Raw genomic sequence first — 21,650 nt, forward strand, 5'->3', positions numbered from 1 at the left:
CCGCCTCCCGCTGCCATCTTTGTGACAGGTGTCCAGGGGAGATATCCAAGAGACAACCAGATTAACTTTTAACAACGAGGGGCTCCTTGTGAACAAGACTGAACTGATCGAGCACATTGCCAAGAACGCTGACATTTCCAAAGCTGCCGCAACGCGCGCGCTGGAGTCAACCATTGGCGCTGTCAAGTCAACCCTGAAAAAAGGAGGCTCCGTGTCTCTGGTGGGTTTTGGCACTTTTGCCGTGGGCAAACGTGCTGCCCGCACCGGCCGCAACCCGCGTACCGGCGATGCGATTAAAATCAAGGCAGCCAAGGTGCCCAAGTTCCGTCCCGGCAAAGCGCTCAAGGACGCACTGAACTGATGGGCATGAAGTAAAAGTTGAGGTGGGGTGCTTAGCTCAGTTGGTAGAGCAGCGCCCTTACACGGCGTAGGTCGGCGGTTCGAGCCCGTCAGCACCCACCACCGACTGGACAAAAAGGCGAACAGATGTTCGCCTTTTTCATTGATGGCTTGACGCAAGTTTTAAATGGCCGATTGACAGCCGCACAGGAAATTCGAGATGTTTGATTTCATTCGCAAGCACACCAAGGTCACGATGGCATTGCTGTTTTTGCTGATTGTTCCGTCCTTCATATTGGTCGGCATGAACAACAACGGTCCCACCGCTGGCGGCGGCGGGGTTGTAGCCGTCGTCGACGGCAAGGACATCACGCAGCCCGAATGGGATGCAGCGCACCAGAACGAGGTGAGCCGCCTCAGCGCATCGATGCCGACGCTGGATGTCAAGCTGCTGGATTCGCCTGAAGCGCGTTATGGCACGCTGGAGCGCCTGGTGCGCGACCGCGTGCTGGCGGCTGCGGCGGCCAAGAGCGGCCTGGTGGTTGCGGACCAGAAACTGCAGCGGCTGTATGCCGAGGACAAGGCCATCGCCGCCTTCAGGCTGCCGGACGGCAAGTTTGACCGCGCCGGCTTCATCGCGCAAACGGGCATGGCGCCGGAGCAGTACGAAGCGGGCCTGCGCGCCGACCTGGCCTCGCGCCAGGTCATGCTGGGTGTCTCCGGCACGGGCTTTGCGTCGAAGGCCGTGGCGGACGTGTCACTCAATGCCTTCTTTGAGAAGCGCGAGGCGCAGGTGGCACGTTTCAACACGGCCGACTATGCCGCCAAGGTCAACCCCAGCGATGCGGAACTGGAGCAGTTCTACAAGGACAACCAGGCCTTGTTCCAGGCACCCGAAGAAGCCAACGTCGAATACGTGGTGCTGGATCTCGACGCCGTGAAAAAAGGCATCACGGTCAACGAAGCCGACCTGAAGACCTATTTTGAACAGAACGCGCCAAAGCTGGCAGGCAATGAAGAGCGCCGCGCCAGCCACATCCTGATTGAGGCGCCGGCCTCCGCACCCGCGGCCGACCGCGAAAAGGCCAAGGCGAAAGCCGAGCAGTTGCTTGCCGCCGCCCGGAAAGCCCCTGACACCTTCGCCGAGCTGGCCCGCAAGAATTCGCAGGACACCGGCTCTGCCGCAGCCGGCGGCGACCTCGACTTCTTTGCGCGCAATGCCATGGTCAAACCCTTCGCCGACGCCGCCTTTGCAATGAAGAAGGGCGATATCAGCGACGTGGTGGAAACCGAGTTTGGCTACCACATCATCAAGCTGACCGACGTCAAGGTCCCGAAACAGAAGACCTACGAAGAGATGAAGCCCGCGCTGGAGGCGGAACTCAGGCAGCAACTGGCGCAGAAGAAATTTGCCGAGACCGCCGAAACCTTCAGCAACGCGGTGTATGAACAGTCCGACACCCTGCGCCCGATCGCCGAGCGACTCAAGCTCGAGGTCAAGACAGCCGCCAAGTTGACGCGTACCCCCGTGGCAGGCGCCGCCGGCGTGCTGGCCAACCCGAAGTTCCTGGCGGCCCTGTTTTCGCCCGATTCGGTGGAAAAAAAGCGCAACACCGAAGCCCTTGAGGCAGGCCCCAGCCAGCTGGTGTCCGGCCGCATCACCCAGTACACCCCGGCCCGGACCTTGCCGTTGGCAGAGGTCAGGGATCGCGTGCGTGCACGCCTGCAGCAGCAGCGCGGCGCCGAGCTGGCCCGCAAGGACGGCGCCGAAAAACTCGCGGCCTGGAAAGCCAGCCCTGCAGCCGCCACGTTCCCGGCAGCGGTGGTGATCTCGCGCGACCAGACGCAGCAGTTGCCCGCGCCGGTGGTCAGCGCCGCGCTCAGCGCAGACGCGGCTGCCGGCCCCGCGCTGGTGGGCGTGGACCTGGGCGCGCAAGGTTACGCCATTGTCCGGGTGACCAAGGTGCTGCCGCGCCCGGCACAAGCCGCCGACATCGCCCAGCAGGACCAGGCCCAGTACACCCAGTGGTGGACATCCGCGGAAAGCCTGGCGTACTACAACATCCTGAAAGAGCGTTTCAAGGCCGACATCAAGGTGGCTAAGCCCGCCGAGCGAAAAGCCGGCGCATAAAGCCGCGGGCGCGGCGCATTAGACGCGCAGTTACCGCTATAATGTGAGGCTTCGGTGGCTGTAGCTCAGTTGGTAGAGTCCAGGATTGTGATTCCTGTTGTCGTGGGTTCGAGCCCCATCAGCCACCCCAGTATTTCAAGAAAAAAGCCCCTGCAAAGGGGCTTTTTTCTTGGGCGGTGCACAAGCGTGGTTCAGGCGCTCAGGGGGGCCAGGCCGGACAGGCGCCAGTATTCCCTGACTTCCTCGAGCCGGGCTTCGAAATCACGAAAGTCGAGCGGCTTGCTGACGTAGCTGTTGAGTCCGCCTTTCAGGGCCAGGATTACATCGGACTGCTCGCTCGCCGAGGTCAGCATGACCACCGGGACGAAAAAAGTGCGTGGATCTTCGCGCATGCACTGCAGCACCTGCAGGCCGTTCAGTTTGGGCAGGCCGAGGTCCAGCAGCACGAGTTCGGGCTGTTCGTCGGGGTTGCGGTCGCTGTAGGGGCCCTGGCAGAACAGGTAGTCCAGGGCTTCCTGACCGTCGCGGGCCACCACGATGTGGTGGGACGCCCCGTTTTGCTCCAGGATGGTCAGGGTCAGTTCAAGGTGGTCAGGATTGTCTTCCACCACCAGCAAGGTTGGTATGCCCATTGGCTTCCTCGATTGCTAAGGACCTACCAATATACCCCCAAAGCATGCGGTGTCCGGGATGTGCTGCGTAACAGTTCCACGCCCGGGCGCCAGGGAACCGGAGGGGACCCCCGGTTGGCCCTCATCCTCAGTTCACCATCACCAGTTTGCCCTTGACGCCGCGCGAGCCCATGTGGGCGTACGCCGCCTTGAGTTCGGCCATGGGCATGGTGCGGTCGATGACCGGCTTGATCTTGCCTTGCGCGTACCACTGCGCCAGTTCGGCCAGGGCTGCCGCGCTGGCCTTGGGTTCGTTCTTGGCAAAGCCGCCCCAGAACACGCCAACGATGGATGCCCCCTTGAGCAGCGTCAGGTTCAGTGGCAGCGAGGGAATGGGGCCGGACGCAAAGCCCACCACCAGGTAGCGGCCGCGCCAGGCGATGGAGCGAAAGGCCGGCTCGGCGAAATCGCCGCCCACCGGGTCGTAAATCACGTCGGGGCCCTTGCCGTCGGTCAGCGTCTTGATGGCCTCGCGCAGGTTCTCGGTGCTGTAGTTGATGGTGGCATCGGCGCCTATGGATTTGCACAGTGCGCATTTGTCGTCGGTGGAGGCGGCCGCAATCACCTTGGCGCCCATGGCCTTGGCGATCTGGATGGCCGAGGTGCCGACGCCGCCGGCCGCACCCAGCACCAGCACGGTTTCACCGGCCTTGAGCTGTGCGCGGTCCACCAGCGCGTGGTGGGAGGTCGCGTAAATCATGATGAAGGCTGCGGCATCGACAAACGGAAAGCCGTCCGGCAGCGGCATGCACAGGGCCGCCGGTGCGATGGTGTGGGTGGCAAAACCGCCGGTGCCTGACAGGCAGGCCACGTTCTGGCCGACCTTCAGGTGCTTGACGCCCTCGCCGACGGCCTGCACGATGCCCGCGTATTCAGAGCCCGGCACAAAAGGCAGCGGCGGTTTCATCTGGTACTTGTTCTGGACAATCAGCAGGTCGGGGAAATTCAGGCTGGCGGCCTTGATCTCGATCAGCACCTCGCCGGCCTTGGGCTCGGGCGTGGGCAGTTCTTTCCAAGTCAGGGCGTCAACGCCGGTGGGGTCTTCACAAAGCCAGGCATGCATGGGGGTCTCCGTTGGGGTCAAGTGAACACATCATAGGCAGGTTGCGGGGCCAAATAGACATGGCATGGCTCCGGTTTGTCACCCTTGAGACCTTAAAATCAGATCATGAAAATCCTGATCTGCAACGACGACGGCTACCAGGCCTCCGGCATCATTGCCCTGTACGAGGCCCTGAAGGACATTGCCGACGTGGAGGTTGTTGCACCCGAGCAGAACAACAGCGCCAAATCGAACGCGCTGACCCTGCATTCGCCGATGTACGTGCAGACGGCGGCCAACGGTTTTCGCTACATCAACGGCACGCCCGCCGACTGTGTGCACATTGCGCTGACCGGGCTGCTCGGCTACCGGCCGGACCTGGTGGTCTCGGGCATCAACAACGGCGCCAACATGGGTGACGACACGATTTATTCGGGCACGGTGGGGGCCGCCATGGAAGGGTATCTGTTTGGCATTCCCTCAATTGCGTTTTCGCAGACCGACAAGGGCTGGGCCCACATTGACGTGGCCGGGCGGCGTGCGCGCGACCTGGTGCAGCAGCTCATGCCTTCGCTCGAGAAGATTGCCGAAGGTGCGCAGCCGACGCTGGCGCCCTGGCTGCTCAATGTGAACATTCCCAACCTGCCGGACGCGCAGATCCAGGGCTTCAAGGTCTGCCGCCTGGGCCGGCGCCACGCGGCGGAGCGGGTCATCATGCAGACCAGTCCGCGCGGCGAAACCATGTACTGGATAGGCAGCGCCGGCGCGGCCAAGGAAGAGGGCGAGGGCACGGACTTTTTTGCCACCCGGCACGGCTTTGTCTCGATCACGCCGTTGCAGGTCGACCTGACGGACCATGAGCGGCTGCCCTACTGGGCGCAGACGGCCGACCAGCTGAGCCAGGCCGTCCGCAGCGGGCCGGTGGCCCAGCCCGCCCAAGCTGCGGCATGACGTCCCCGCTGAAGCCGCCCTTCAATCCGTCCGCTGCGGCGGCCAGCGCGGCCGGCGCCACGCCGGCCCGGCGGCCGGGCTTTCCGGTTCGCCTCGAGCCTGATGCCGGCACGCCATCTGCTACTAAAAAAGTAGCTGGTCGCGCCCATCCGGAAAGGGATACAGGCATTTTTGACTCCAAAAAACCGGTCAAAACCGTGCTCACGAGCGGTGTCGGCCTGGACTCCCGGGCGGTGCGTACGCGCATGGTCAGCAAGCTTGCGGCACAGGGCATTTCGGACGCCCAGGTGCTCGCCGCCATGGGCCATGTCGAGCGCCACCGCTTTGTCGACACGGCGCTGGTCAACCAGGCCTATGAAGACACCAGCCTGCCGATCGGGCTGGGCCAGACCATCTCCAAGCCCAATGTGGTGGCGCGCATGCTCGAGCTGTTGCGCCAGGGCGCGGGCAGCCCCGAAGGCAAGCTGGGGCGCGTGCTGGAAATCGGCACCGGCTGTGGCTACCAGGCGGCCCTGCTGGGGCAGCTCGCCACCGAGGTCTATAGCATCGAGCGCCTGCGCGGGCTGCACGACAAGGCGCGCGAGAACCTGCGGGCCTTTCGCCTGGCCAACGTGCATTTGCTGTTTGGCGACGGCATGGCCGGTTATGCCAAGGGGGCTCCTTACGCGGCCATCATTGCGGCGGCCGGCGGCGAGGCGATTCCGCCGGCCTGGGTCGAGCAACTCGCGGTCGGCGGTCGCCTCGTGGCGCCCATGCATGTGGCCGGCGGTGCGCAGGCGCTGGTGGTGCTTGACAGGACGGCGAACGGTGTTACACAGACTGTTCTGGAGGCCGTGCACTTTGTACCTTTAAAATCGGGAACCAGCTGAGCAGGCATGAACCCAAGTACGTTCATGGTGTCTCCCAGCGTCACGAACGCAGAATTGACAAGAAGCTTTGCAAAAAGGGTGAATCAAACAATGAACGAACAAGCCGGATCGGCCATGACAGCGTCTCTTTCCACGGCTCCTGAAAACCGCCCCGGCGGACAGCGTGCTGGCCGCCTGCTGACGACCTGTTTTCTGGCCGCCGCAGTCCTGCTGCTGTCCGCCTGCGGAACGCGCAGCCTGGGCCGCGCACCGGTCGAGGACCGCGGCGCCGGCATGGGGCGTGCGCCTGTGGGCGCGGTCGACCCTGCCAGTGTCAAGCCGCTGCCGGGTGCCGAAAACGCCGGCAAGCCCGGCTACTACACCGTCAAGCCGGGTGACACCCTGATCCGCATCGGGCTGGACACCGGGCAGAACTGGCGCGACATCGGGCGCTGGAGCAATCTTGAGAACCCCAACCTGATCGAAGTCGGCCAGGTGTTGCGCGTGACGCCACCGGTCGAGAGCTCGGTGGCCGTGTCCCGGCCGGTGACGTCCAGCTCGGTCACACCGACCCCGCCGGCACCTGCCAGCAGCGCCCCGGCGACCACCAGCGCCAGCGCCGCCAAACCGGCGACATCGGCACCATCGACACCACCGGCTGCCGCGTCGGGCGGCGACGACGATGTCGCCTGGATCTGGCCGGCGCAGGGTACGGTGCTGGCAGGTTTTGACGAGGCCAAGAACAAGGGCATGGACATCGCGGGCAAAACCGGCGACCCGGTGATGGCGTCCGCCGATGGCCGCGTGGTCTATGCCGGCGCCGGCCTGCGCGGATACGGCAACCTGATCATCCTCAAGCACAACAACACCTTCCTGACCGCCTACGCGCACAACCACACCCTGCTGGTCAAGGAAGACCAGTCGGTGCGCAAGGGCCAGAAGATTGCCGAAATGGGCGCCAGCGACGCCGACCGCGTCAAGCTGCATTTTGAAATCCGCAAGCAGGGCAAGCCGGTGGACCCGGCCAAGTTCCTGCCCGCCAAATAAACCGGCGTTTCGCTTCGAACCACAAAGCCCTGCATGCAGGGCTTTTTTCATGGCCCGGTGGCGGTCCGTTGATGTATAAAATTGACCTGAGGCCTTTATTGGGTGGTCGCAAGCTGCTATCAGCTTGGTAGCGGATCCTGGCCGGTGGGGATCTCGTCATAATCGCGGCCGGTGAACTGCAGCAGATCAATGCCGTGGCCGAAAGGATCGGCCAGCCCGGCGATGCGGCCCCAGACGCGGTCTGTCACCGGCTGCTCGAGCACGGCGCCGTGCTGCAGCAGCCGGCTGACGGCGGCGTCGATGTCGTCCACCACGAAGTCCAGGTGCACCGGCGTCCAGTGGCGGTCGTAGCTGCGCGTCGTGGTGCTGCCGGCAACAGGGTGGGTTCCAGGCGCATTGAGCAGCAGGTCCAGCGGGCTGCTGGCGCCCAGCAGTTCCACAAAGCCGCTCTGGAAGCGCCGGCCGCAGCGCAGGCCGAGCCCGCCCGTGTAAAACGCGACGGCGCGTTCCATGTCATTCACGTCGATGCAGATGCGTAGGTCCATGCTTCGCTCCTCTTGTCTGTCGGGTGTGGGGGTTCCGAAAATGGTAGCGCAGCCTGAGACAATGGGGGATGTCCAGAAGAAAACACCAGCAGCCGCAGCACCAGCCGGCCCCCGCGCCCACCGATTACCCGCCCGATGTGCTCACCGTCGAGTCGCTCGACATCGAGGCCCAGGGCATTGCGCACCGGGAGGACGGCAAGGTGGTGTTCATCGAAGGCGCCTTGCCTTTCGAGACCGTCAGCGCCAGCGTCTACCGCAAGAAACCGAGTTTTGAGAAAGCCACGCTGATGGCCGTGCTGCACGAGTCCTCGCAGCGCGTGCGTCCGCAGTGCCCGCATTTCGGCCTGCACACCGGCGCCTGCGGCGGCTGCAAGATGCAGCACCTGCAGGTGGGCGCCCAGGTGGCCGTCAAGCAGCGTGTGCTCGAAGACAACCTCTGGCACATCGGCAAGCTCAAGCCCGACATGGTGCTCAGGCCGATTGAAGGCCCGGCCTGGAACTACCGCTACCGGGCCCGCCTGTCGGTGCGTTTTGTGCGCAAGAAGGGCGAGGTGCTGGTGGGCTTTCATGAACGCAAGAGCGGGTATGTCGCCGACATGCGCGAGTGCCATGTGTTGCCCAGGCATGTCAGCGACCTGCTGTTGCCGCTGCGCGCGCTGATCGCCGGCATGGACGCCAAGGAAACCCTGCCGCAGATCGAGCTGGCCTGCGGCGACACGGTGACGGCCATGGTGCTGCGCCACATGGAGCCGCTGTCCGCCGGCGACCTGGGCAAGCTGCGCGCCTTTGCGCTGGCCCATCCCGGCCTGCAATGGTGGCTGCAGCCCGGCGGGCTGGAGACGGTCAAGCTGCTCGATGAGATGACCGATCCGGCGCAGCAGCTGGCCTACGGCCTGCCTGACTATGGCATCACCATGCCCTTCAAGCCGACCGACTTCACCCAGGTCAACCCGCACATCAACCAGGTGCTGGTGTCGCGCGCGCTGCGCCTGCTCGGCGTGCAGGCGCACGAGCGCGTGATCGACTGGTTTTGCGGCCTCGGCAATTTCACCTTGCCGCTGGCCACCCAGGCGCGCGAGGTGCTGGGCATCGAGGGCAGCGAGGTGCTGGTCGCCCGCTCGCGCGAAAACTATGCATCAAACAAGGTTTCAGCCCAGAAGGGGCGGGCGCTGGCAGCTACCAAATTTGTAGCGCGCAACCTGTTCGAGATCAGCCCCGGCATGCTGGTCAGGGACGGCGCCGCCGACAAGTGGCTGGTCGATCCGCCGCGCGAAGGCGCGTTCGAGCTGTTCAAGGCGCTGGCCGCGCTGCACCAGCAGACCGTGACCGGTGTGCCTTGCGACGATGCTGGCGGGCAGCAAAACCTGCAGATCGGCGACTGGACGCCGCCGCAGCGCATCGTCTATGTCAGCTGCAACCCGGCGACGCTGGCGCGTGATGCGGGCGTGCTGGTGCATGACGCGGGTTACCGCTGTACGGCCGCCGGTGTGGTCAACATGTTTCCGCACACCGCGCATGTGGAGTCGATGGCCGTGTTTGAGCGGCTTCCGGTCGGCGCCGTCCCATGAGGACGTAAAAATGGCCGTCCGCCATGACGGCGGACAGCCCCGAACAAGCCGTTGACCGGCGCGGACTTAGTGCGTGGCCCCTGCCTTGCCGGGCGAGTGTGCCTTGTAGATGCCCGCGTCGGCAGCACCCGTGACTTCCAGCATGCCGACCAGGCCCTTGCCGGCGCGCGACAGGGCATGGTCCACCAGCAGGTAGCTGCCGGGGTAGTCCACCTTGAACTCGACAATCGTGGCGCCGCCTGGGGCGACCAGCGTGGTCTGCACATCGCGTTTGGGCGAACTGATCGAGCCTTCGCTGTAGACCTTGTCGAAGATCTCGCCGATCACGTGGAAGGACGAGATCTTGTTCGGGCCACCGACACCGAAGAAGATGCGCACGGTCTCGCCGACTTGGGCGCTGAGCTTGTGCTCCTTGGTCAGCGAACCTACCGCGCCGTTGAAGACGTAGTAGTCAGGCAACTCGGCCGCCATCTTGTCCAGGTCGAAATCCTGGTGCGTCCTGGCGCCATGCGGCCGTGTGGTGTACATGTCGCCCTGCATCACGTAGTACTCGCGGTCCACTTTCGACAGGCCGCCTTCGGGCTCGACCAGGATCATGCCGTACATGCCGGCCGAGATGTGCTGCGGCACCAGCGGCGTGGCGCAGTGGTACACATACAGCCCGGCGTTCAGCGCCTTGAAGGTGATGGTTTTTTCCTGGCCGGGGCCGACCTGGGTGTGTTCGCCGCCGCCATGGCCGCCGGTCACCGCATGCAGGTCGATGGAGTGGATCATCTTGCTGTCGCGGGCATTGGCCAGGGTCAGCTCGATGGTGTCGCCGATGCGGGCGCGCAGCATGGGGCCGGGCACCTTGCGGTCGAAGGTCCAGTAGGTGAAGCTGGTGCCGTCGTCGAGTTTGCCGGCCAGTTCCACGGTTTCCAGGCGGTACTTCAGGTGCTGCGGCGCACGGGCGCCAATCGGGGCGGGCACGGCCGCCGGGTCCATCGCCACACTCACGGCGGCCGCGTCGGCAGGCCGCACGGCGGGTGCGGTGTACAGCTCGGCACCGGGAACGCCGGTGGTTTTCACGGTGGCCTTGGGTGCTGTGCTTGCGATGCTGGTGCCGGCGACCTCGAACACGCCTTCCATGCCGATCTGGCGGTGGCCGGCGATGGTGCAGTAGTAGGTGAATTTGCCGGCCTGCGTGACGGTGAAACGCACGGTCGTGGGGCCGCTGGCGGCATCGAATTTTTGCGACTGAACCTTCAGGTCGGGAATGGCGATGTCGTGCTGCGCACCTTCGCCGCTTTTGAGGCGGATTTCAACCGTGTCGCCCACATTCGCGCGCAGCACCGGGTTGGCCTGGCCGCGGTCGTCGATGAACACCATCTTGCCGTTGACGATGCCGGTTTCAAGCGTGTACTTCTTGACGGCGCCCTTGGCCTGCTCAGTTGCCGGGGCGCGCGAGGCGCCGGACTGGCTGGCTGCGGGCGGCGCCGCAGCCGCGCCCAGACTGGCAAGTGCCATGGCAGCCGCGAGGGCCAGGAGCGAAAAATTCCTTGAATGAGGGATACGCATACAAACAACCTTCTTTCTTCTTTGAAAGCATCCGGATCTCTGTTGTCCGGGTGCTTGCATCCAGTGTAGTAAGAAGATGTATTTGTTGTGCATCTTTATAAGGGTTAACGCTAGATCTGTTGATCCAGCGCAAATTGGCCTGGTGGCGGGATTTCAATCAAATCTGGCCTCGTCCCTTTGTGTGCAAGGGAAAGTTGCTATTGAATAGATAGCTTTTGGCGGCGCCCCGGTTGGTATGTTGTCGGGTTTGACGTCGGGTCGCCATCGGTTGCACAGAGCTTCCCCGGCGCGGCCGCCCATGAAAAAAGGGCCCGAAGGCCCTTTTTTTCTGAATCGGAACAAGCTCAGTCGCGCTCGCCACCGGCGATGCCCAGCAGGGCCAGCAGGGCCTGGAACACGTTGAACAGGTCCAGGTACAGGGCCACCGTGGCGCTGATGTAATTGGTCTCGCCGCCATCAAGGATCTGCTTGAGGTCATACAGCATGTAGGCGCTGAAGATGCCGATCACGGCGACCGAGATCGCCATCATGCCGGCGGTGGAGCCGACAAACACGTTGACGATGGAACCCACCATCACGACCAGGGCGCCGACGAACAGCCACTTGCCCATGCCGGAGATGTCGCGCTTGATGACGCTGGCCAGGGTGGCCATGACAAAAAACACGCCGGCGGTGCCGCCCATGGCGGTCATGATCAGCTCGCTGCCGTTCCTGAAGCCGAGAATCATGCCGATCATGCGCGACAGCATCAGGCCCATAAAGAAAGTGAAGGCCAGCAACACCGGCACGCCGGCGGCAGAGTTCTTGGTCTTTTCAATGGCGTACATGAAGCCGAAGGCGCCGCCGAGGAACACGATCAGGCCCAGCCCGCCGCTCAGGGAGGCGGTGATGCCCGTGGCCACGCCCACCCAGGCGCCCAGCACCGTGGGCAGCAGGCTCAGCGCCAGCAGCCAGTAAGTGTTGCGCAAGACCCGGTTGCGTTGCTCGGCAGAGCCAACGTAGCCATGGTCCAAGGTTTGAACATTGTCATTCATCCGGTCTTCTCCATTAGAGGCCTGCATATGCGGGCAAGCTTATTTTAGGGGGCGGTGGCGGTTTTCAAGGCGTAACCCTGTGGACTGCCTACTTTTTGTCAGGGTTCTCCAAGGTTTCAGGCACGCAATGAGACCCGGCACAGCCCGCAAAGTTGCGTATGCTTGACGTTTTTCCGAAACAATCCCTGGAACACCATGAAATCAAAAACAGTGCTGGAATTTTCCGATGTGCAGGCGATCGCCGCCGCCGCTGCCGCAGAAGCGACCAAAAACAGCTGGGCGGTGACAATTGCCATCGTTGACGACGGCGGCCACCTGCTGCACCTGCAGCGCCTGGACGGCGCCGCGCCCATTTCTGCCCACATTGCACCGGCCAAGGCCCATACGGCGGCCATGGGCCGGCGCGAGAGCAAGATTTACGAAGACATGATCAACGGCGGGCGCTTCTCTTTCCTGAGCGCGCCGGAGCTCAAGGGCCTGCTCGAGGGCGGCGTGCCCATCCTGAAGGACGGCCAGTGCCTGGGCGCGGTCGGCGTCAGCGGCGTGAAGTCCAGCGAAGATGCGCAGATCGCGCGTGCCGGCATGGCCGCCATCGGCCTGTAACGGTTGTTTATCGGCGGTGTTTGCTATTTAGTTGATAGCTGACCGCGCTGGTAGAAAAAGGGCCGGAGCCTGATTTCAATGGTAAAAGCCGACCCGCGGGTCGGCTTTTTGCATGGCGTGTGGAGAAAAAAAGCCTGGCTAATGCAACTGCCCGAAAGGCGGCCGGCTGGCTGGCAAAAACGACCTGTGAGACCGTTGCCGGCCCCGGATCGTCCCACGATGAAACTTGTCGGCTACTTGGTCAGGATCAGCTTGCCCAGGCGCGTCGCCTGCAGGCGGTAGGTCGAGCCGTTGTGCACGATGTCCACGGCCTTCTGGCCGCGCAGCAGTTCGTGGCTGTCCACGGCGGCGGGGGAGGTGGCTCCCGCGTGTTCGTTGCGGCGAGACGGCAGGCTCAGGGTGGCGGAGGCAGGTTGTGCAGGGGACATGATGGTTGACCTTGGTTGACCTTGGTGGACCTGATGGGTTGTCGTTATCGTAATGATAACTATTCTCAATTAAAAGTCAAGCGCTACCCGGATTTTTTCGTGAAAAAATGCGCCACTGGGGGCACCGATCGGCAGGGGCAGCGCAGAAAAAAACCTGGCGCTTCACATGCCAGGTTGTCATGCGGCGGGCGCAGCCGCCGACCGTCAGGGCCGGACCGGTTCGGTGATGAAGCCGATCTTGCGCAGCCCGGCCTGCTGCGCCGCCGCCATGGCCTGGGCCACCCGTTCGTAGCGAACCGCCTTGTCGCCGCGGATGTGCAGCTCGGGCTGCGGCTCCTTCGCGGCCGCCGCCTGGAAACTGGGCGCCAGCGCCGCATCCTCGACCCTGGCCTCGTTGAGGTAGTAGGCGCCGTCGGCGTCCACTGTCAGCCGCACCGTCTCGGGCTTGATGTTTTGCGCCTCGTTGGTGGCGCGCGGCAGATCGATGTTGACCGCGTGTTTCATCACCGGCACGGTGATGATGAAGATGATCAGGAGCACCAGCATCACGTCAACCAGCGGCGTCATGTTGATCTCGTTCATCACCTCGTCGGTGTCGTCCTGGGTTCCGAAGGCCATGCTGCGTGCTCCTTCCAGGTCAGGCTTTTTTCATGGTCACGACATTGGCAGCGCCGCCGCTGCTGACCCGTGCGCCGGTCACGAAGTAGGCGTGCAGGTCGTGCGCAAAACGGTTGAGCTTGTGCAGCACACCCTTGTTGCCGCGTACCAGCGCGTTGTAGCCGAGCACCGCCGGAATGGCGACCACCAGGCCCAGCGCCGTCATGATCAGCGATTCACCGATCGGGCCGGCCACCTTGTCGATGGTCGCCTGGCCGGCCGTGCCGATGGCCAGCAGCGCGTGGTAAATGCCCCAGACCGTGCCGAACAGGCCGATGAAGGGCGCGGTGGAACCAACCGACGCCAGGATGGCCAGGCCGGACTGCAGGCGCGAGGTGAACTCGTCGATGGTGTTGCGCAGGCTGCGTGTGACCCAGTCGCTGACGTCCAGCGTGTCGTGCAGGTGCGCCCGGGTGTTGCGGTGGTGGGCGGTGGCCTCGCGGCCTTCGATGGCCAGCTGGCGGAAGGGATTGGCCGGGTCGTTGCCCAGCCGGGCCAGGCCAGCGGCGAAGTCTTCGCTGTGCCAGAAGTCTTCCGCGCTGCGGGCAATCTTTTTGTGCTTCAGCACGTCCAGGGTCTTGGTGAGGATGACGATCCAGGACACCAGCGACATGCCGATCAGCAGCAGGGCCACCGCCCGGGTGACGAAGTCGCCCTGCGTCCAGACGTTCATCAGGCCAAATTGGGAATTCATGCGTTACTCCAGAACAAAATTAATCGGGGCTTTGAGCAGGAACTGGGTGTCTTCATTGACGCCCGCCCGCCGGAAAGGGGTGACCTGCGAGGCCATCACGGCATCGCGTGCCGCACGGTCCAGGCGCTCGAAGCCGCTGGACTTGAAGACTTCGGCACGTTTGGCGTGGCCGGAGCTGCTGTAGTAAACGGCAATGATGACCACGCCGGCTTCGCCGCTGCGCTTGCTCAGGGCCGGGTAGACCGGGCGCGGCGGCCGGATGTATTCGGTTTCGCCCTGGGTGATTTCCACCAGGCGTGCCGGGGCCGGTGGCGCGGGGGGTGCTGGAGCGGGCGCCACCGGCGCCAGCACCGCGGGTGCCGGCGGCTGGGGTTCGACCACGCCGGTGGGCGCATTGGGCGCCGGCGCAGGGTCCCGGATGGCCGCGGGCATGGGTGGTGGCGGCAGCTTGGCCGTTTTCGGCGCGGCTTTGGGGGGCGGCGGGGGCGGTGGCGCCGCCACCTTGGGCGGCTCGATTTCGATGATGCGCGTCAGCAGTTCGGCCGGCACCACTTGTTCGGCGGCCCGGCGCAGCAGGCCATTTTGCAACGCCCACAGTGCCGCCACGTGGAAGATGACCACGCTGGCGGCAATAACGATGTTGCGGCTGATCGGCAATCGCACGGGGCTTGTTGGAAGTGCAGGAATATTGGAGCCCGAAATGGCGGGAGCGTTCATCGGAAGTCTAGTGGATGCGCAGGGGGAACGCGTGTGCGGGAACAAAGGACGCGCTAGCGGCGGAAAATCCACCAGAGCGGGCTGATCACCAGGATCAGGCTGCCGGCGAGGCTTGCAAAGAGGGTGAGAGAGGATTCCATGGGCGGCCTTCCGTTGGGTGGTCGGCGCGCTTGATGTGGGCCGTGGGACAGGCGGCGCTGCATTGCGCCACCACGTCCCGGGCACACCCTTCACACTGGCCGCACTGTGTGGCGACGCCGAGTTCGAACTGGATCTCGTCAAAGCCCAGGCCCGCGCGGGCGTGGCGGGCAATTTCGCGGTCGGAGATTCGGCGGCAGACACAGACGATCATGGGATTGGCTTGCTGGTGGTTAAATCGATGCTTGAAGTATAAATGCGAATCGGTCGCATTTGCAATAACCTTGGCGCAAGCAGGTTACTTTTCTGGCGGTGTTCTGTCCGCCAGGGGCGTGAGCTCCACCTGCCTTCAGCTCCTGACGGAAGTGTTGCCAGCGCTGCGGCTGTCCTGCCAGTGCGCCAGCGCCAGCCAGACCGTGGGCACCAGAACCAGCGCCAGCGACACCAGCTGCGCAGTTGTGCCTTCGGCCAGGTCCTCGGTGGCGGCATGCCACCAGGCGTTGTCGATGCCGGGGAGCAGCGCCGATTCGGTGAACTCGTGCAGTGCGTAAATGACCAACTGCACGGCGAACACCATCATGAACCAGGCCGTGACGCGGAAAAACCGGCCCAGGTCCACCGCCTTGCCGTAACGCACCCAGGCCCCTGCGATCGCCGCGGCCAGAGCGAGGCCGGTCAGCCCGCCCCAGACCATGTAACCCAGCTCGGCGCTGGAGGCCAGCGAGGCCAGCATGGTTGCGGTTTCCACGCCTTCGCGTCCGACCATGAACAGCGTGAAGCCAAACACCGCCAGCCAAGCACGGGAGCCGTCGAGCAGGGTGGCGCGGTCAAGTCGCGCGTTGATTTCCCGGCCCAAGGTCTTGCCGGCTTTCATCATGTGCACCACACACCAGAGCACCGTCGCTGCGGCGAGCAGGGCCATGACACCCTCGGCCGTGGGGGACATGGCGCCGATGCGCGACAGCGTATAGCCCAGCAGCAGTGACAACAAGACGGCCACGGCCAGGCCGCTGCGAATCGCTCCCAGCAAATGGAGCCGGCCGGTGCGGCGCAAATACAGCGTGGCAATGGCCACCACCAGCAGGGCTTCGAGGCCCTCACGAAAAGCGATCAGCAGGGTTTGAAACATGGTTTAACTCCTAGAGGTTGAGGCGGATGGACGTTGAAAAACTATTCGTGCCGCGCCAGCCAGCGGGCGCAGCCACTGCGGCCGCCAGGTCAGCGTGAGCGCCACGGCCAGGGCGGCGGCGGACAGCAGCAGCAGCCACAACAGGCTGCCGAAGCTGGCCCCCTGGCTGGCGATGCAGGCTGGCAGGCCCAGGCCGGTTGCTATAAAAGCTGTAGCTCGTTGCGCCCGGATATCCAGGGCTGCAGGCCTGTTTGATATAAAAATGCGATCCCGATGGCGCTCCTGGCTGAGCGCCAGCAACGCCATGCCGAGCAGCAGAACCACCCCGGCGGCCAGCATCAGCAGTACTTCACGCATGGCTGGTGGTGTTGCGGTTCTTCAAGGCGGCGGGCAGCTCGGCGGCAGCGGCCGGCGCGCGCGCTGCACTGAGCGCCTTGCGGGTCAGGTGACGCGCCGTGACAAACGCCAGGCCGGCCATCGCCAGAAGCAGCAGGTCCATGCCGGCCACCGCCCACAGCCCCCGGCCCAGCGTGTGGGCCAGGTGGTCACCGGTGCTGACCCAGTTCAGCAGCACGGCCAGCAGGGCCAGTAGGGCCACGGCCCAGGCTTGTTCGCGCCAGGCGGCGCGGCCGCGCAGGGCGGCGTGGGCCAGGGTCGTCAGCCAGGCCAGGTAAAAGGCCCAGACTTCGACTTCTCCGCGGCTCCAGCCGGCCAGCGACGCATCGGCCGGCAACAGCCGGTTGACTGCAAAAAACACCAGCGTGGCCATGATGATGCCGGGCACGCTGGTCACAGTGAGCGCCTCCACCACCCGCACACCGGCCAGCCCTTTTTTCGCATGGCTGGCGCGCCGGCCCTCAAGCCAGAACAGGCTGCCGGTGGCAATCAGCACGCAGCCGGACAAGCCGGCCAGGAAGTAGAGCCAGCGCAGGGTCCAGTGGTCGAACTGGATGAAATGCAGGCCGCTGATAAAACGCTGCACCGTCATCACCGGCGCGGCCTCGAAGCTGCGCAGCACGGTGCCCGTGGCTGCGTCGAGGTAGAGCTGGTCGAGGTTCATGGTCACCCTGTCGGCATAACCGCGGCGCAGCTCGACATAACTGTTGGCGTCGCCCGGGTGCCAGACACGCACGAAGCTGGCCCGGCCGCCTTGCCACTGCTGCTCCGCTTTCGCCAGCATGGCGTCAAGCGACGCCAGCGGCTGGCCCGGTGTATTCGCCTTGGGCCGGCGGTATTGGCCGAAGCCCTCGGCGGAAAAAGCCTGCTGCGGAGCCTTGGCCTGCGCATAAGCTGCGTGGTAAGCGCTCGGCCAGTAGATGGTGAACAGGATCACGATGCCCGACAGCGCAGTGGCAAAGTGAAACGGCAGGGCCAGCACGCCGGTCAGGTTGTGCAGGTCCAGGCTGGCGCGCTGCAGGCGCTTTTTGGGCCGGAACAAAAAGAAGTCTGCAAAAATCTTGCGGTGGATGATGACGCCGCTGACGATCAGCAGCAGCATCGCCATGCCGGCCAACCCCACCAGCCAGTAACCCAGGTCCAGCCACTTGATGTGCAGGCGGTAGTGGAAGGGGAAGATGAAGCCGCTGCCTGCGAGCGTGTCGGTTTGTTCAAGCAGTGCGCCGGTCTGCGGGTGCAGGTAGCGCCGCTCAACGCGTTTGCTGCCTTCGTCGCGCCAGCCCAGCTCCACCATCGGCACCCGTTCGCTGGGCAGGCGGATGAACCACTGCGAGGAGCCTTTGGTTAGACGTCTGGCTTGCTCGCTGATGGCGCCGTCCAGCCTGACAGGCGCCGCGGCGGTGACCGGCGCGAGCCGCGTGCCCGGCATCATCCAGCGGTCAATTTCGCGGTCGAACACGCTGAGTGAGCCCATCCAGAAGATGGCGAACAGGACGCTGCCGATCACCACCCCGGCCCAGGTGTGCAGCCAGGCCATGGATTTGCGGAAGGTGGTCTCCATCGCTGAACTCCTTTAGCGAAGCAACTGAAGCCAGCCCCAGGTCAGCATATAGGTCAGCGCTGTGGCGCCCGCCAGCACGGCCCACAGGCGCGTGAGGCTGCGCACGCTGAAGGCCCACAGCAAGACCAGCAGGTAGACCAGAAAGCCGGACATCGACGCGCTCACGACGGCCTCGCTGCGCGACAGGCCGGCGTACACCAGCGCAACGGTCAGCAGCGCCACCAGCGCCGCGGTGAAGGCGTAGCCGCCGAGCAGCGCGCCGGCAACACGTTGCAAAATCCTGAGCCAGGCCAGACTTGCTATTGATTCAATAGCTGCTTGCGCCCGATGTATAAGGGCTGCAGCTTGATTTGTCTCCATATTCCGGCTTGATCGCATGGCGGGCCCCGACTTTGTCAGTTCTTGTTCGGTGACGCCGGCGGCGCTGCGGGCAGTGCCGGCAAACCGCGGTGCTGCATCGTCGTGAGCGAGGTGACGTAACTGGCGCGGTCGTACTGCTCGCCGGCGCGCTCGCCGGCGCCGCCGGTGTGTTTAAGCTCCAGCACGTAGCGGCCCTTCCACGGCAGCTTCACGGTGAGCTTGCCCTGTTCGTCGGCACGGTGTTCCTGCGTCCAGCCCGAAGGCGTGGCCACGGCCACTTTTGCTTTGGGCAGGGGCTGGCCCATGTAGAAAGCCTGCACCTCCATGCCATCCTTGCCCGGCTGGCCGGTAGGCACCAGGTCCAGCGTCAGCTTGGGCTCCAGCCGGCCATGGCCCGTCACCAGCCGGGCGGCGGGCACGTACAGGCTGCGGACGGTTTTGTCGCCGTCCTTGCGCTCGGCGATGGGGAAGACGGGCTCCTCGGCCAACAGCGACTCACCTTTCGCCGCGCCGGCGGACAGGGCAAAGCCATTGGCCGTCTTGACGGCGTGCAGCGGCTGCATGCCCTGCGCCGACTGCTTGTGCGCCAGCGGATTGACAAACCTGTCCAGCCGCCCGGGTGAGGCCTCGCGCAGATTCTCGCCAAACTCGCCGAAGTAGAGTTTGGCGCCCCGGGCGTCTTGCTCGATCCAGACTTGGTGGGCGTGGGCCTGGCCGGCAAGTACCAGCACAGCCGTACAAAGCAGATGAAGTTGAAGTTGAAGTGATTTCATGGCTTGACTCGTGAAAGGGGGTGCTCAGAACTTGACGCGCATGCTCACCTGCAACTCGCGCGGCGCGCCGGGCAAGATCAGGTTGTCGTTGCTGCCGTGGCTGGAGACGATGTATTTCTTGTCGGTGACGTTTTTCAGGTTCACACCGAATTCATAGCGGCCGGTCCGGTAAATGCCGGCCAGGTCGCCGGTCAGGTAAGCCGGCAGCACGACCAGGTTGGTCAGCGAGGCGAAACGCTCGCCCATGTAGTTGAGGCCACCGCCCACGCTGAAGCCGTTGCCCAGGTCTTTCATGGCCCAGAAGGAGGCCGAGTGGCGCGGCGTCAGCGCGGGAACCTTGCCCAGCGAGGGCACCGAAACCACCGGCAGCTGCAGCGAGCTGACACGCGCCACCGACTCCACCATTTCGCCGTCCAGGTAGGCGTAACCCGCGCTCACGTCCCAGCGGCCCGGCAGGCGGCCGCTGGCCGTGAGTTCCAGCCCGTTGGTGCGCTGCGTACCCACGTTGATTTGCTGGCTGGGATTGGCCGGGTCGGTGTTCTTGATGTTGCTGCGCTGCAGGTTGAACAGGGCGGCCGTCACGCTGAGCGCGCCGTCCAGGAAACCGAGCTTGCTGCCGATCTCGACGTTGCGGGTGATTTCCGGTTCGTTGGCCACGTTGTTGCCGGCCAGGGCAAAGGTCTCGGCCGAGGGCTGGAACGAGCGGCTGTACGAGACGTAGTGCGACTGCGCATCGGTAGGCTGCCACACCAGGCCGGCGCGTGGGCTGAAGCTGCGGTCGGTGCGGGCCAGCGGCGCGAGCTTGCGCTCGAACGTGGTGGACTGCTTGAACTCGTCGTAGCGGATGCCTGCCAGCGCCTTCCAGTTTTTCGCCAGCGTGACCTGGTCCTGCAGGTACAGGCCCAGCACGTCCTGCGTGGTGTTGCTCGGTATGGCGCTGTCGGCCGCCCTGGCGGCCGCGGTGAATGCCGGCACCGACGCCAGGCTCGGGTTGAAGATGGACACGCGTGCCACCGTGCCGGCCGAGATCGATTCGGCGCGGCGCTTCTGCTGGCCCATTTCCAGGCCGAACAGCCACTCCTGCTTGAATCCGCCCAGCGTGTTCTTGTAGGTGAAGTCGGTCTGGTTGAACCAGCCCGACTCGTCGCGGAAGACGGCACTGCGGGTCAACCCGATCGTCCGCGCCACCGGGTCCGTGGTGCCGCTGGGCAGGGTGTTGTAGCGGTCCAGCTCGTAGCTGTAGTAGCGGGTGGTGTTGCGCACGCTGAACGCATCGTTGAAGCTGTGGTTCAGGGTGGCGGTGTAGGTGTCGACCAGGCTGGTGCTGGTGTCGTCGCGCCGGGCATTGCCCGAGCCGTAGTAGGTGCTGGCAGGTACATCGACCGGGCGGCCGTTGAGCGCCGGGATGCCGAAGTCCGTCACGCGCTGGTCGCGCGCCTGGGTGTATTGCAGCAGCAGGGACGTCTGGCCGCTGAGTTTGAGCGCCAGCGAAGGCGCAAAGCTGTAGCGGTCCACGAACTGCTGGTCGCGGTAGCTGCCGGAGTCTTCGCGCGCCGCGTTCAGGCGGAAGGCCGCTGCTTCGCCCAGCGGCAGGTTCACGTCGGCCTCCACGCGCCTGAGCTTGTTGCTGCCCAGGATCAACGCTGCCTCGCCCGAGGTCTCGCCGAATTTTGGTTTTTTGGTGATGCGGTTGATCAGGCCGCCCGAGGAGCCCCGGCCGTACAGCACGGCGGAAGGGCCCTTGAGCACCTCGATGCGCTCGACGTTGGACAGATCGCGAAAGTACAGGGCGTCATCGCGCAGGCCGTCGGAAAACTGGTCGGCAATCGCCGTGAAGCCGCGGATCATCACCTGGTCGCGCTGGCCGTCGCCATGGCTGGCCGCCACGCCGGGCACGTTGCGCAACGCATCTTCCATGGAGCGTGCGGCCTGGTCGCGCAGCAGCTGGCCAGGCACCACGTTGACGGTCTGCGGAATGTCGCGCAGCGGCGCGCTGCTTTTGGTGGCGGTGCTGCCGCTGGACGGGGAGTAGCCCTGTTCGGTGTCGGCACGGATGGTGATGTCCGGCAGGACCTGGGCGCCGACCAGTTGCGCGGCGCACAGCGCGAGCGGGGTGAGGCTGAATTTTGCTACCAGTTTGGTAGCTGTCGGCGCCCGAAGGACGGTGGCTTGGCGGGTTTTGGACGCAAGGAAACGGGATGGAAAGGACATGTGAAGCACGGCTCAGGCAGGTTGCTGGCTGGCTTCACATATCCAAGGAGATGTCGGCTGGCGATCTACAAATCCTAACACAATAATGAGAATTATTCGCGTTTGAGATCTTGTGTGGCGCTGCCTTTGAGGGGGAAAAACGACAGGCTCGGTGGGCGCGTCAGAAATTCAAAGTGGTGCTCAGCGCGAAGCTGCGCGCCGAGAAAAGAAGAGGGGAGTGACATGCTGAAGCACCGGCCGGTTGCTGGCT

General features: G+C 64.4%; 23 protein-coding genes and 2 tRNA genes. 9 read left to right on the top strand and 16 right to left on the bottom strand.

Annotated elements, in window-relative coordinates:
* Positions 1-88: 88 nt before the first annotated feature.
* The 4 genes from B7G53_RS12005 to B7G53_RS12020 all read left to right on the top strand — a co-directional run bounded on the left by B7G53_RS12005 (position 89) and on the right by B7G53_RS12020 (position 2,600).
* A complete protein-coding gene (locus tag B7G53_RS12005; RefSeq protein WP_026779519.1) occupies positions 89-361 on the top strand; it encodes an HU family DNA-binding protein in 273 nt (90 codons plus the stop codon).
* A 25-nt stretch (positions 362-386) separates the two neighbouring features.
* Positions 387-462 (top strand) — tRNA-Val (locus tag B7G53_RS12010).
* Positions 463-559: 97 nt separating this feature from the next.
* Complete coding sequence (locus tag B7G53_RS12015) at positions 560-2,470, top strand: SurA N-terminal domain-containing protein (RefSeq protein ID WP_096667903.1); 1,911 nt, start codon at positions 560-562, stop codon at positions 2,468-2,470.
* 54 nt (positions 2,471-2,524) lie between these two features.
* Positions 2,525-2,600, top strand: a tRNA-His gene (locus tag B7G53_RS12020).
* 61 nt (positions 2,601-2,661) lie between these two features.
* Here the strand turns inward: B7G53_RS12020 and B7G53_RS12025 are convergent.
* Together B7G53_RS12025 and B7G53_RS12030 are read right to left on the bottom strand one after the other, a co-directional pair.
* Positions 2,662-3,102 carry a response regulator gene (locus B7G53_RS12025; RefSeq protein ID WP_096667905.1) on the bottom strand — a complete coding sequence of 147 codons (441 nt, stop codon included), beginning with the start codon at positions 3,100-3,102 and terminating at the stop codon, positions 2,662-2,664.
* A 127-nt stretch (positions 3,103-3,229) separates the two neighbouring features.
* The gene (locus tag B7G53_RS12030) at positions 3,230-4,204 is read right to left on the bottom strand and encodes an NADPH:quinone oxidoreductase family protein (protein ID WP_096667907.1); all 975 of its coding nucleotides are present in this window, start codon (positions 4,202-4,204) and stop codon (positions 3,230-3,232) included.
* A gap of 105 nt (positions 4,205-4,309) precedes the next feature.
* Between B7G53_RS12030 and surE the strand changes: the two genes are divergently transcribed.
* The 3 genes from surE (at position 4,310) to B7G53_RS12045 (ending at position 7,029) form a co-directional block, all read left to right on the top strand.
* Complete coding sequence (gene surE, locus B7G53_RS12035) at positions 4,310-5,134, top strand: 5'/3'-nucleotidase SurE (RefSeq protein ID WP_096667909.1); 825 nt, start codon at positions 4,310-4,312, stop codon at positions 5,132-5,134.
* A complete protein-coding gene (locus B7G53_RS12040; RefSeq protein WP_096667911.1) occupies positions 5,131-6,003 on the top strand; it encodes a protein-L-isoaspartate(D-aspartate) O-methyltransferase in 873 nt (290 codons plus the stop codon). Before surE ends, B7G53_RS12040 begins: the two co-directional genes overlap by 4 nt.
* A gap of 114 nt (positions 6,004-6,117) precedes the next feature.
* Positions 6,118-7,029, top strand: a complete 912-nt coding sequence (locus tag B7G53_RS12045; RefSeq protein ID WP_096667987.1) for a peptidoglycan DD-metalloendopeptidase family protein — start codon at positions 6,118-6,120, stop codon at positions 7,027-7,029.
* Positions 7,030-7,148: 119 nt separating this feature from the next.
* Here the strand turns inward: B7G53_RS12045 and B7G53_RS12050 are convergent, their stop codons facing one another.
* Positions 7,149-7,574 carry a VOC family protein gene (locus tag B7G53_RS12050; RefSeq protein WP_096667913.1) on the bottom strand — a complete coding sequence of 142 codons (426 nt, stop codon included), beginning with the start codon at positions 7,572-7,574 and terminating at the stop codon, positions 7,149-7,151.
* A gap of 68 nt (positions 7,575-7,642) precedes the next feature.
* On the opposite strand from B7G53_RS12050, the gene rlmD reads away from it, so the two are divergent.
* Positions 7,643-9,142 (top strand): 23S rRNA (uracil(1939)-C(5))-methyltransferase RlmD, encoded by a 1,500-nt coding sequence (rlmD, locus tag B7G53_RS12055; protein WP_096667915.1) that lies wholly within the window; start codon positions 7,643-7,645, stop codon positions 9,140-9,142.
* Positions 9,143-9,208: 66 nt separating this feature from the next.
* On the opposite strand, the gene nirK is transcribed toward rlmD, so the two are convergent.
* Together nirK and B7G53_RS12065 are read right to left on the bottom strand one after the other, a co-directional pair.
* Positions 9,209-10,648 carry a copper-containing nitrite reductase gene (gene nirK, locus B7G53_RS12060; protein ID WP_255249988.1) on the bottom strand — a complete coding sequence of 480 codons (1,440 nt, stop codon included), beginning with the start codon at positions 10,646-10,648 and terminating at the stop codon, positions 9,209-9,211.
* A gap of 395 nt (positions 10,649-11,043) precedes the next feature.
* Positions 11,044-11,733 carry a Bax inhibitor-1/YccA family protein gene (locus B7G53_RS12065; RefSeq protein WP_096667919.1) on the bottom strand — a complete coding sequence of 230 codons (690 nt, stop codon included), beginning with the start codon at positions 11,731-11,733 and terminating at the stop codon, positions 11,044-11,046.
* Positions 11,734-11,928: 195 nt separating this feature from the next.
* Between B7G53_RS12065 and B7G53_RS12070 the strand changes: the two genes are divergently transcribed.
* Complete coding sequence (locus B7G53_RS12070) at positions 11,929-12,336, top strand: GlcG/HbpS family heme-binding protein (protein WP_096667921.1); 408 nt, start codon at positions 11,929-11,931, stop codon at positions 12,334-12,336.
* Positions 12,337-12,569: 233 nt separating this feature from the next.
* On the opposite strand, the gene hemP is transcribed toward B7G53_RS12070, so the two are convergent.
* The 11 genes from hemP to B7G53_RS12125 all read right to left on the bottom strand — a co-directional run bounded on the left by hemP (position 12,570) and on the right by B7G53_RS12125 (position 21,400).
* Positions 12,570-12,764 carry a hemin uptake protein HemP gene (gene hemP, locus B7G53_RS12075; RefSeq protein ID WP_096667923.1) on the bottom strand — a complete coding sequence of 65 codons (195 nt, stop codon included), beginning with the start codon at positions 12,762-12,764 and terminating at the stop codon, positions 12,570-12,572.
* A gap of 204 nt (positions 12,765-12,968) precedes the next feature.
* Positions 12,969-13,382, bottom strand: a complete 414-nt coding sequence (locus B7G53_RS12080) for an ExbD/TolR family protein (protein WP_096667925.1) — start codon at positions 13,380-13,382, stop codon at positions 12,969-12,971.
* Between the two features lie 19 nt (positions 13,383-13,401).
* Entirely contained in the window at positions 13,402-14,115 is a 714-nt protein-coding gene (locus B7G53_RS12085) for a MotA/TolQ/ExbB proton channel family protein (RefSeq protein ID WP_096667927.1), read from the bottom strand.
* Positions 14,116-14,118: 3 nt separating this feature from the next.
* The gene (locus tag B7G53_RS12090; RefSeq protein WP_255249989.1) at positions 14,119-14,778 is read right to left on the bottom strand and encodes an energy transducer TonB; all 660 of its coding nucleotides are present in this window, start codon (positions 14,776-14,778) and stop codon (positions 14,119-14,121) included.
* A 148-nt stretch (positions 14,779-14,926) separates the two neighbouring features.
* A complete protein-coding gene (locus tag B7G53_RS12095) occupies positions 14,927-15,184 on the bottom strand; it encodes a (2Fe-2S)-binding protein (protein WP_096667931.1) in 258 nt (85 codons plus the stop codon).
* 135 nt (positions 15,185-15,319) lie between these two features.
* Complete coding sequence (locus B7G53_RS12100) at positions 15,320-16,099, bottom strand: FTR1 family protein (protein WP_096667933.1); 780 nt, start codon at positions 16,097-16,099, stop codon at positions 15,320-15,322.
* Between the two features lie 3 nt (positions 16,100-16,102).
* On the bottom strand, positions 16,103-16,456 hold the full coding sequence (locus B7G53_RS12105) for a DUF3325 family protein (protein ID WP_096667935.1): 354 nt from the start codon (positions 16,454-16,456) through the stop codon (positions 16,103-16,105).
* Positions 16,449-18,056 (bottom strand): PepSY-associated TM helix domain-containing protein, encoded by a 1,608-nt coding sequence (locus B7G53_RS12110; protein WP_096667937.1) that lies wholly within the window; start codon positions 18,054-18,056, stop codon positions 16,449-16,451. The genes B7G53_RS12105 and B7G53_RS12110 overlap by 8 nt, the downstream gene beginning before the upstream one ends.
* Before the next feature lie 12 nt (positions 18,057-18,068).
* Complete coding sequence (locus B7G53_RS12115) at positions 18,069-18,332, bottom strand: iron uptake protein (protein ID WP_255249990.1); 264 nt, start codon at positions 18,330-18,332, stop codon at positions 18,069-18,071.
* A gap of 119 nt (positions 18,333-18,451) precedes the next feature.
* Positions 18,452-19,189, bottom strand: coding sequence for a DUF4198 domain-containing protein (locus tag B7G53_RS12120; protein ID WP_096667939.1), 738 nt, complete (start codon positions 19,187-19,189; stop codon positions 18,452-18,454).
* A 24-nt stretch (positions 19,190-19,213) separates the two neighbouring features.
* Entirely contained in the window at positions 19,214-21,400 is a 2,187-nt protein-coding gene (locus B7G53_RS12125; protein WP_096667941.1) for a TonB-dependent receptor, read from the bottom strand.
* Between the last annotated feature and the right edge of the window lie 250 nt (positions 21,401-21,650).

Origin of the sequence: Polaromonas sp. AET17H-212, assembly GCF_002379085.1 — a bacterium.
Taxonomy (GTDB): Bacteria; Pseudomonadota; Gammaproteobacteria; order Burkholderiales; family Burkholderiaceae_C; genus Polaromonas.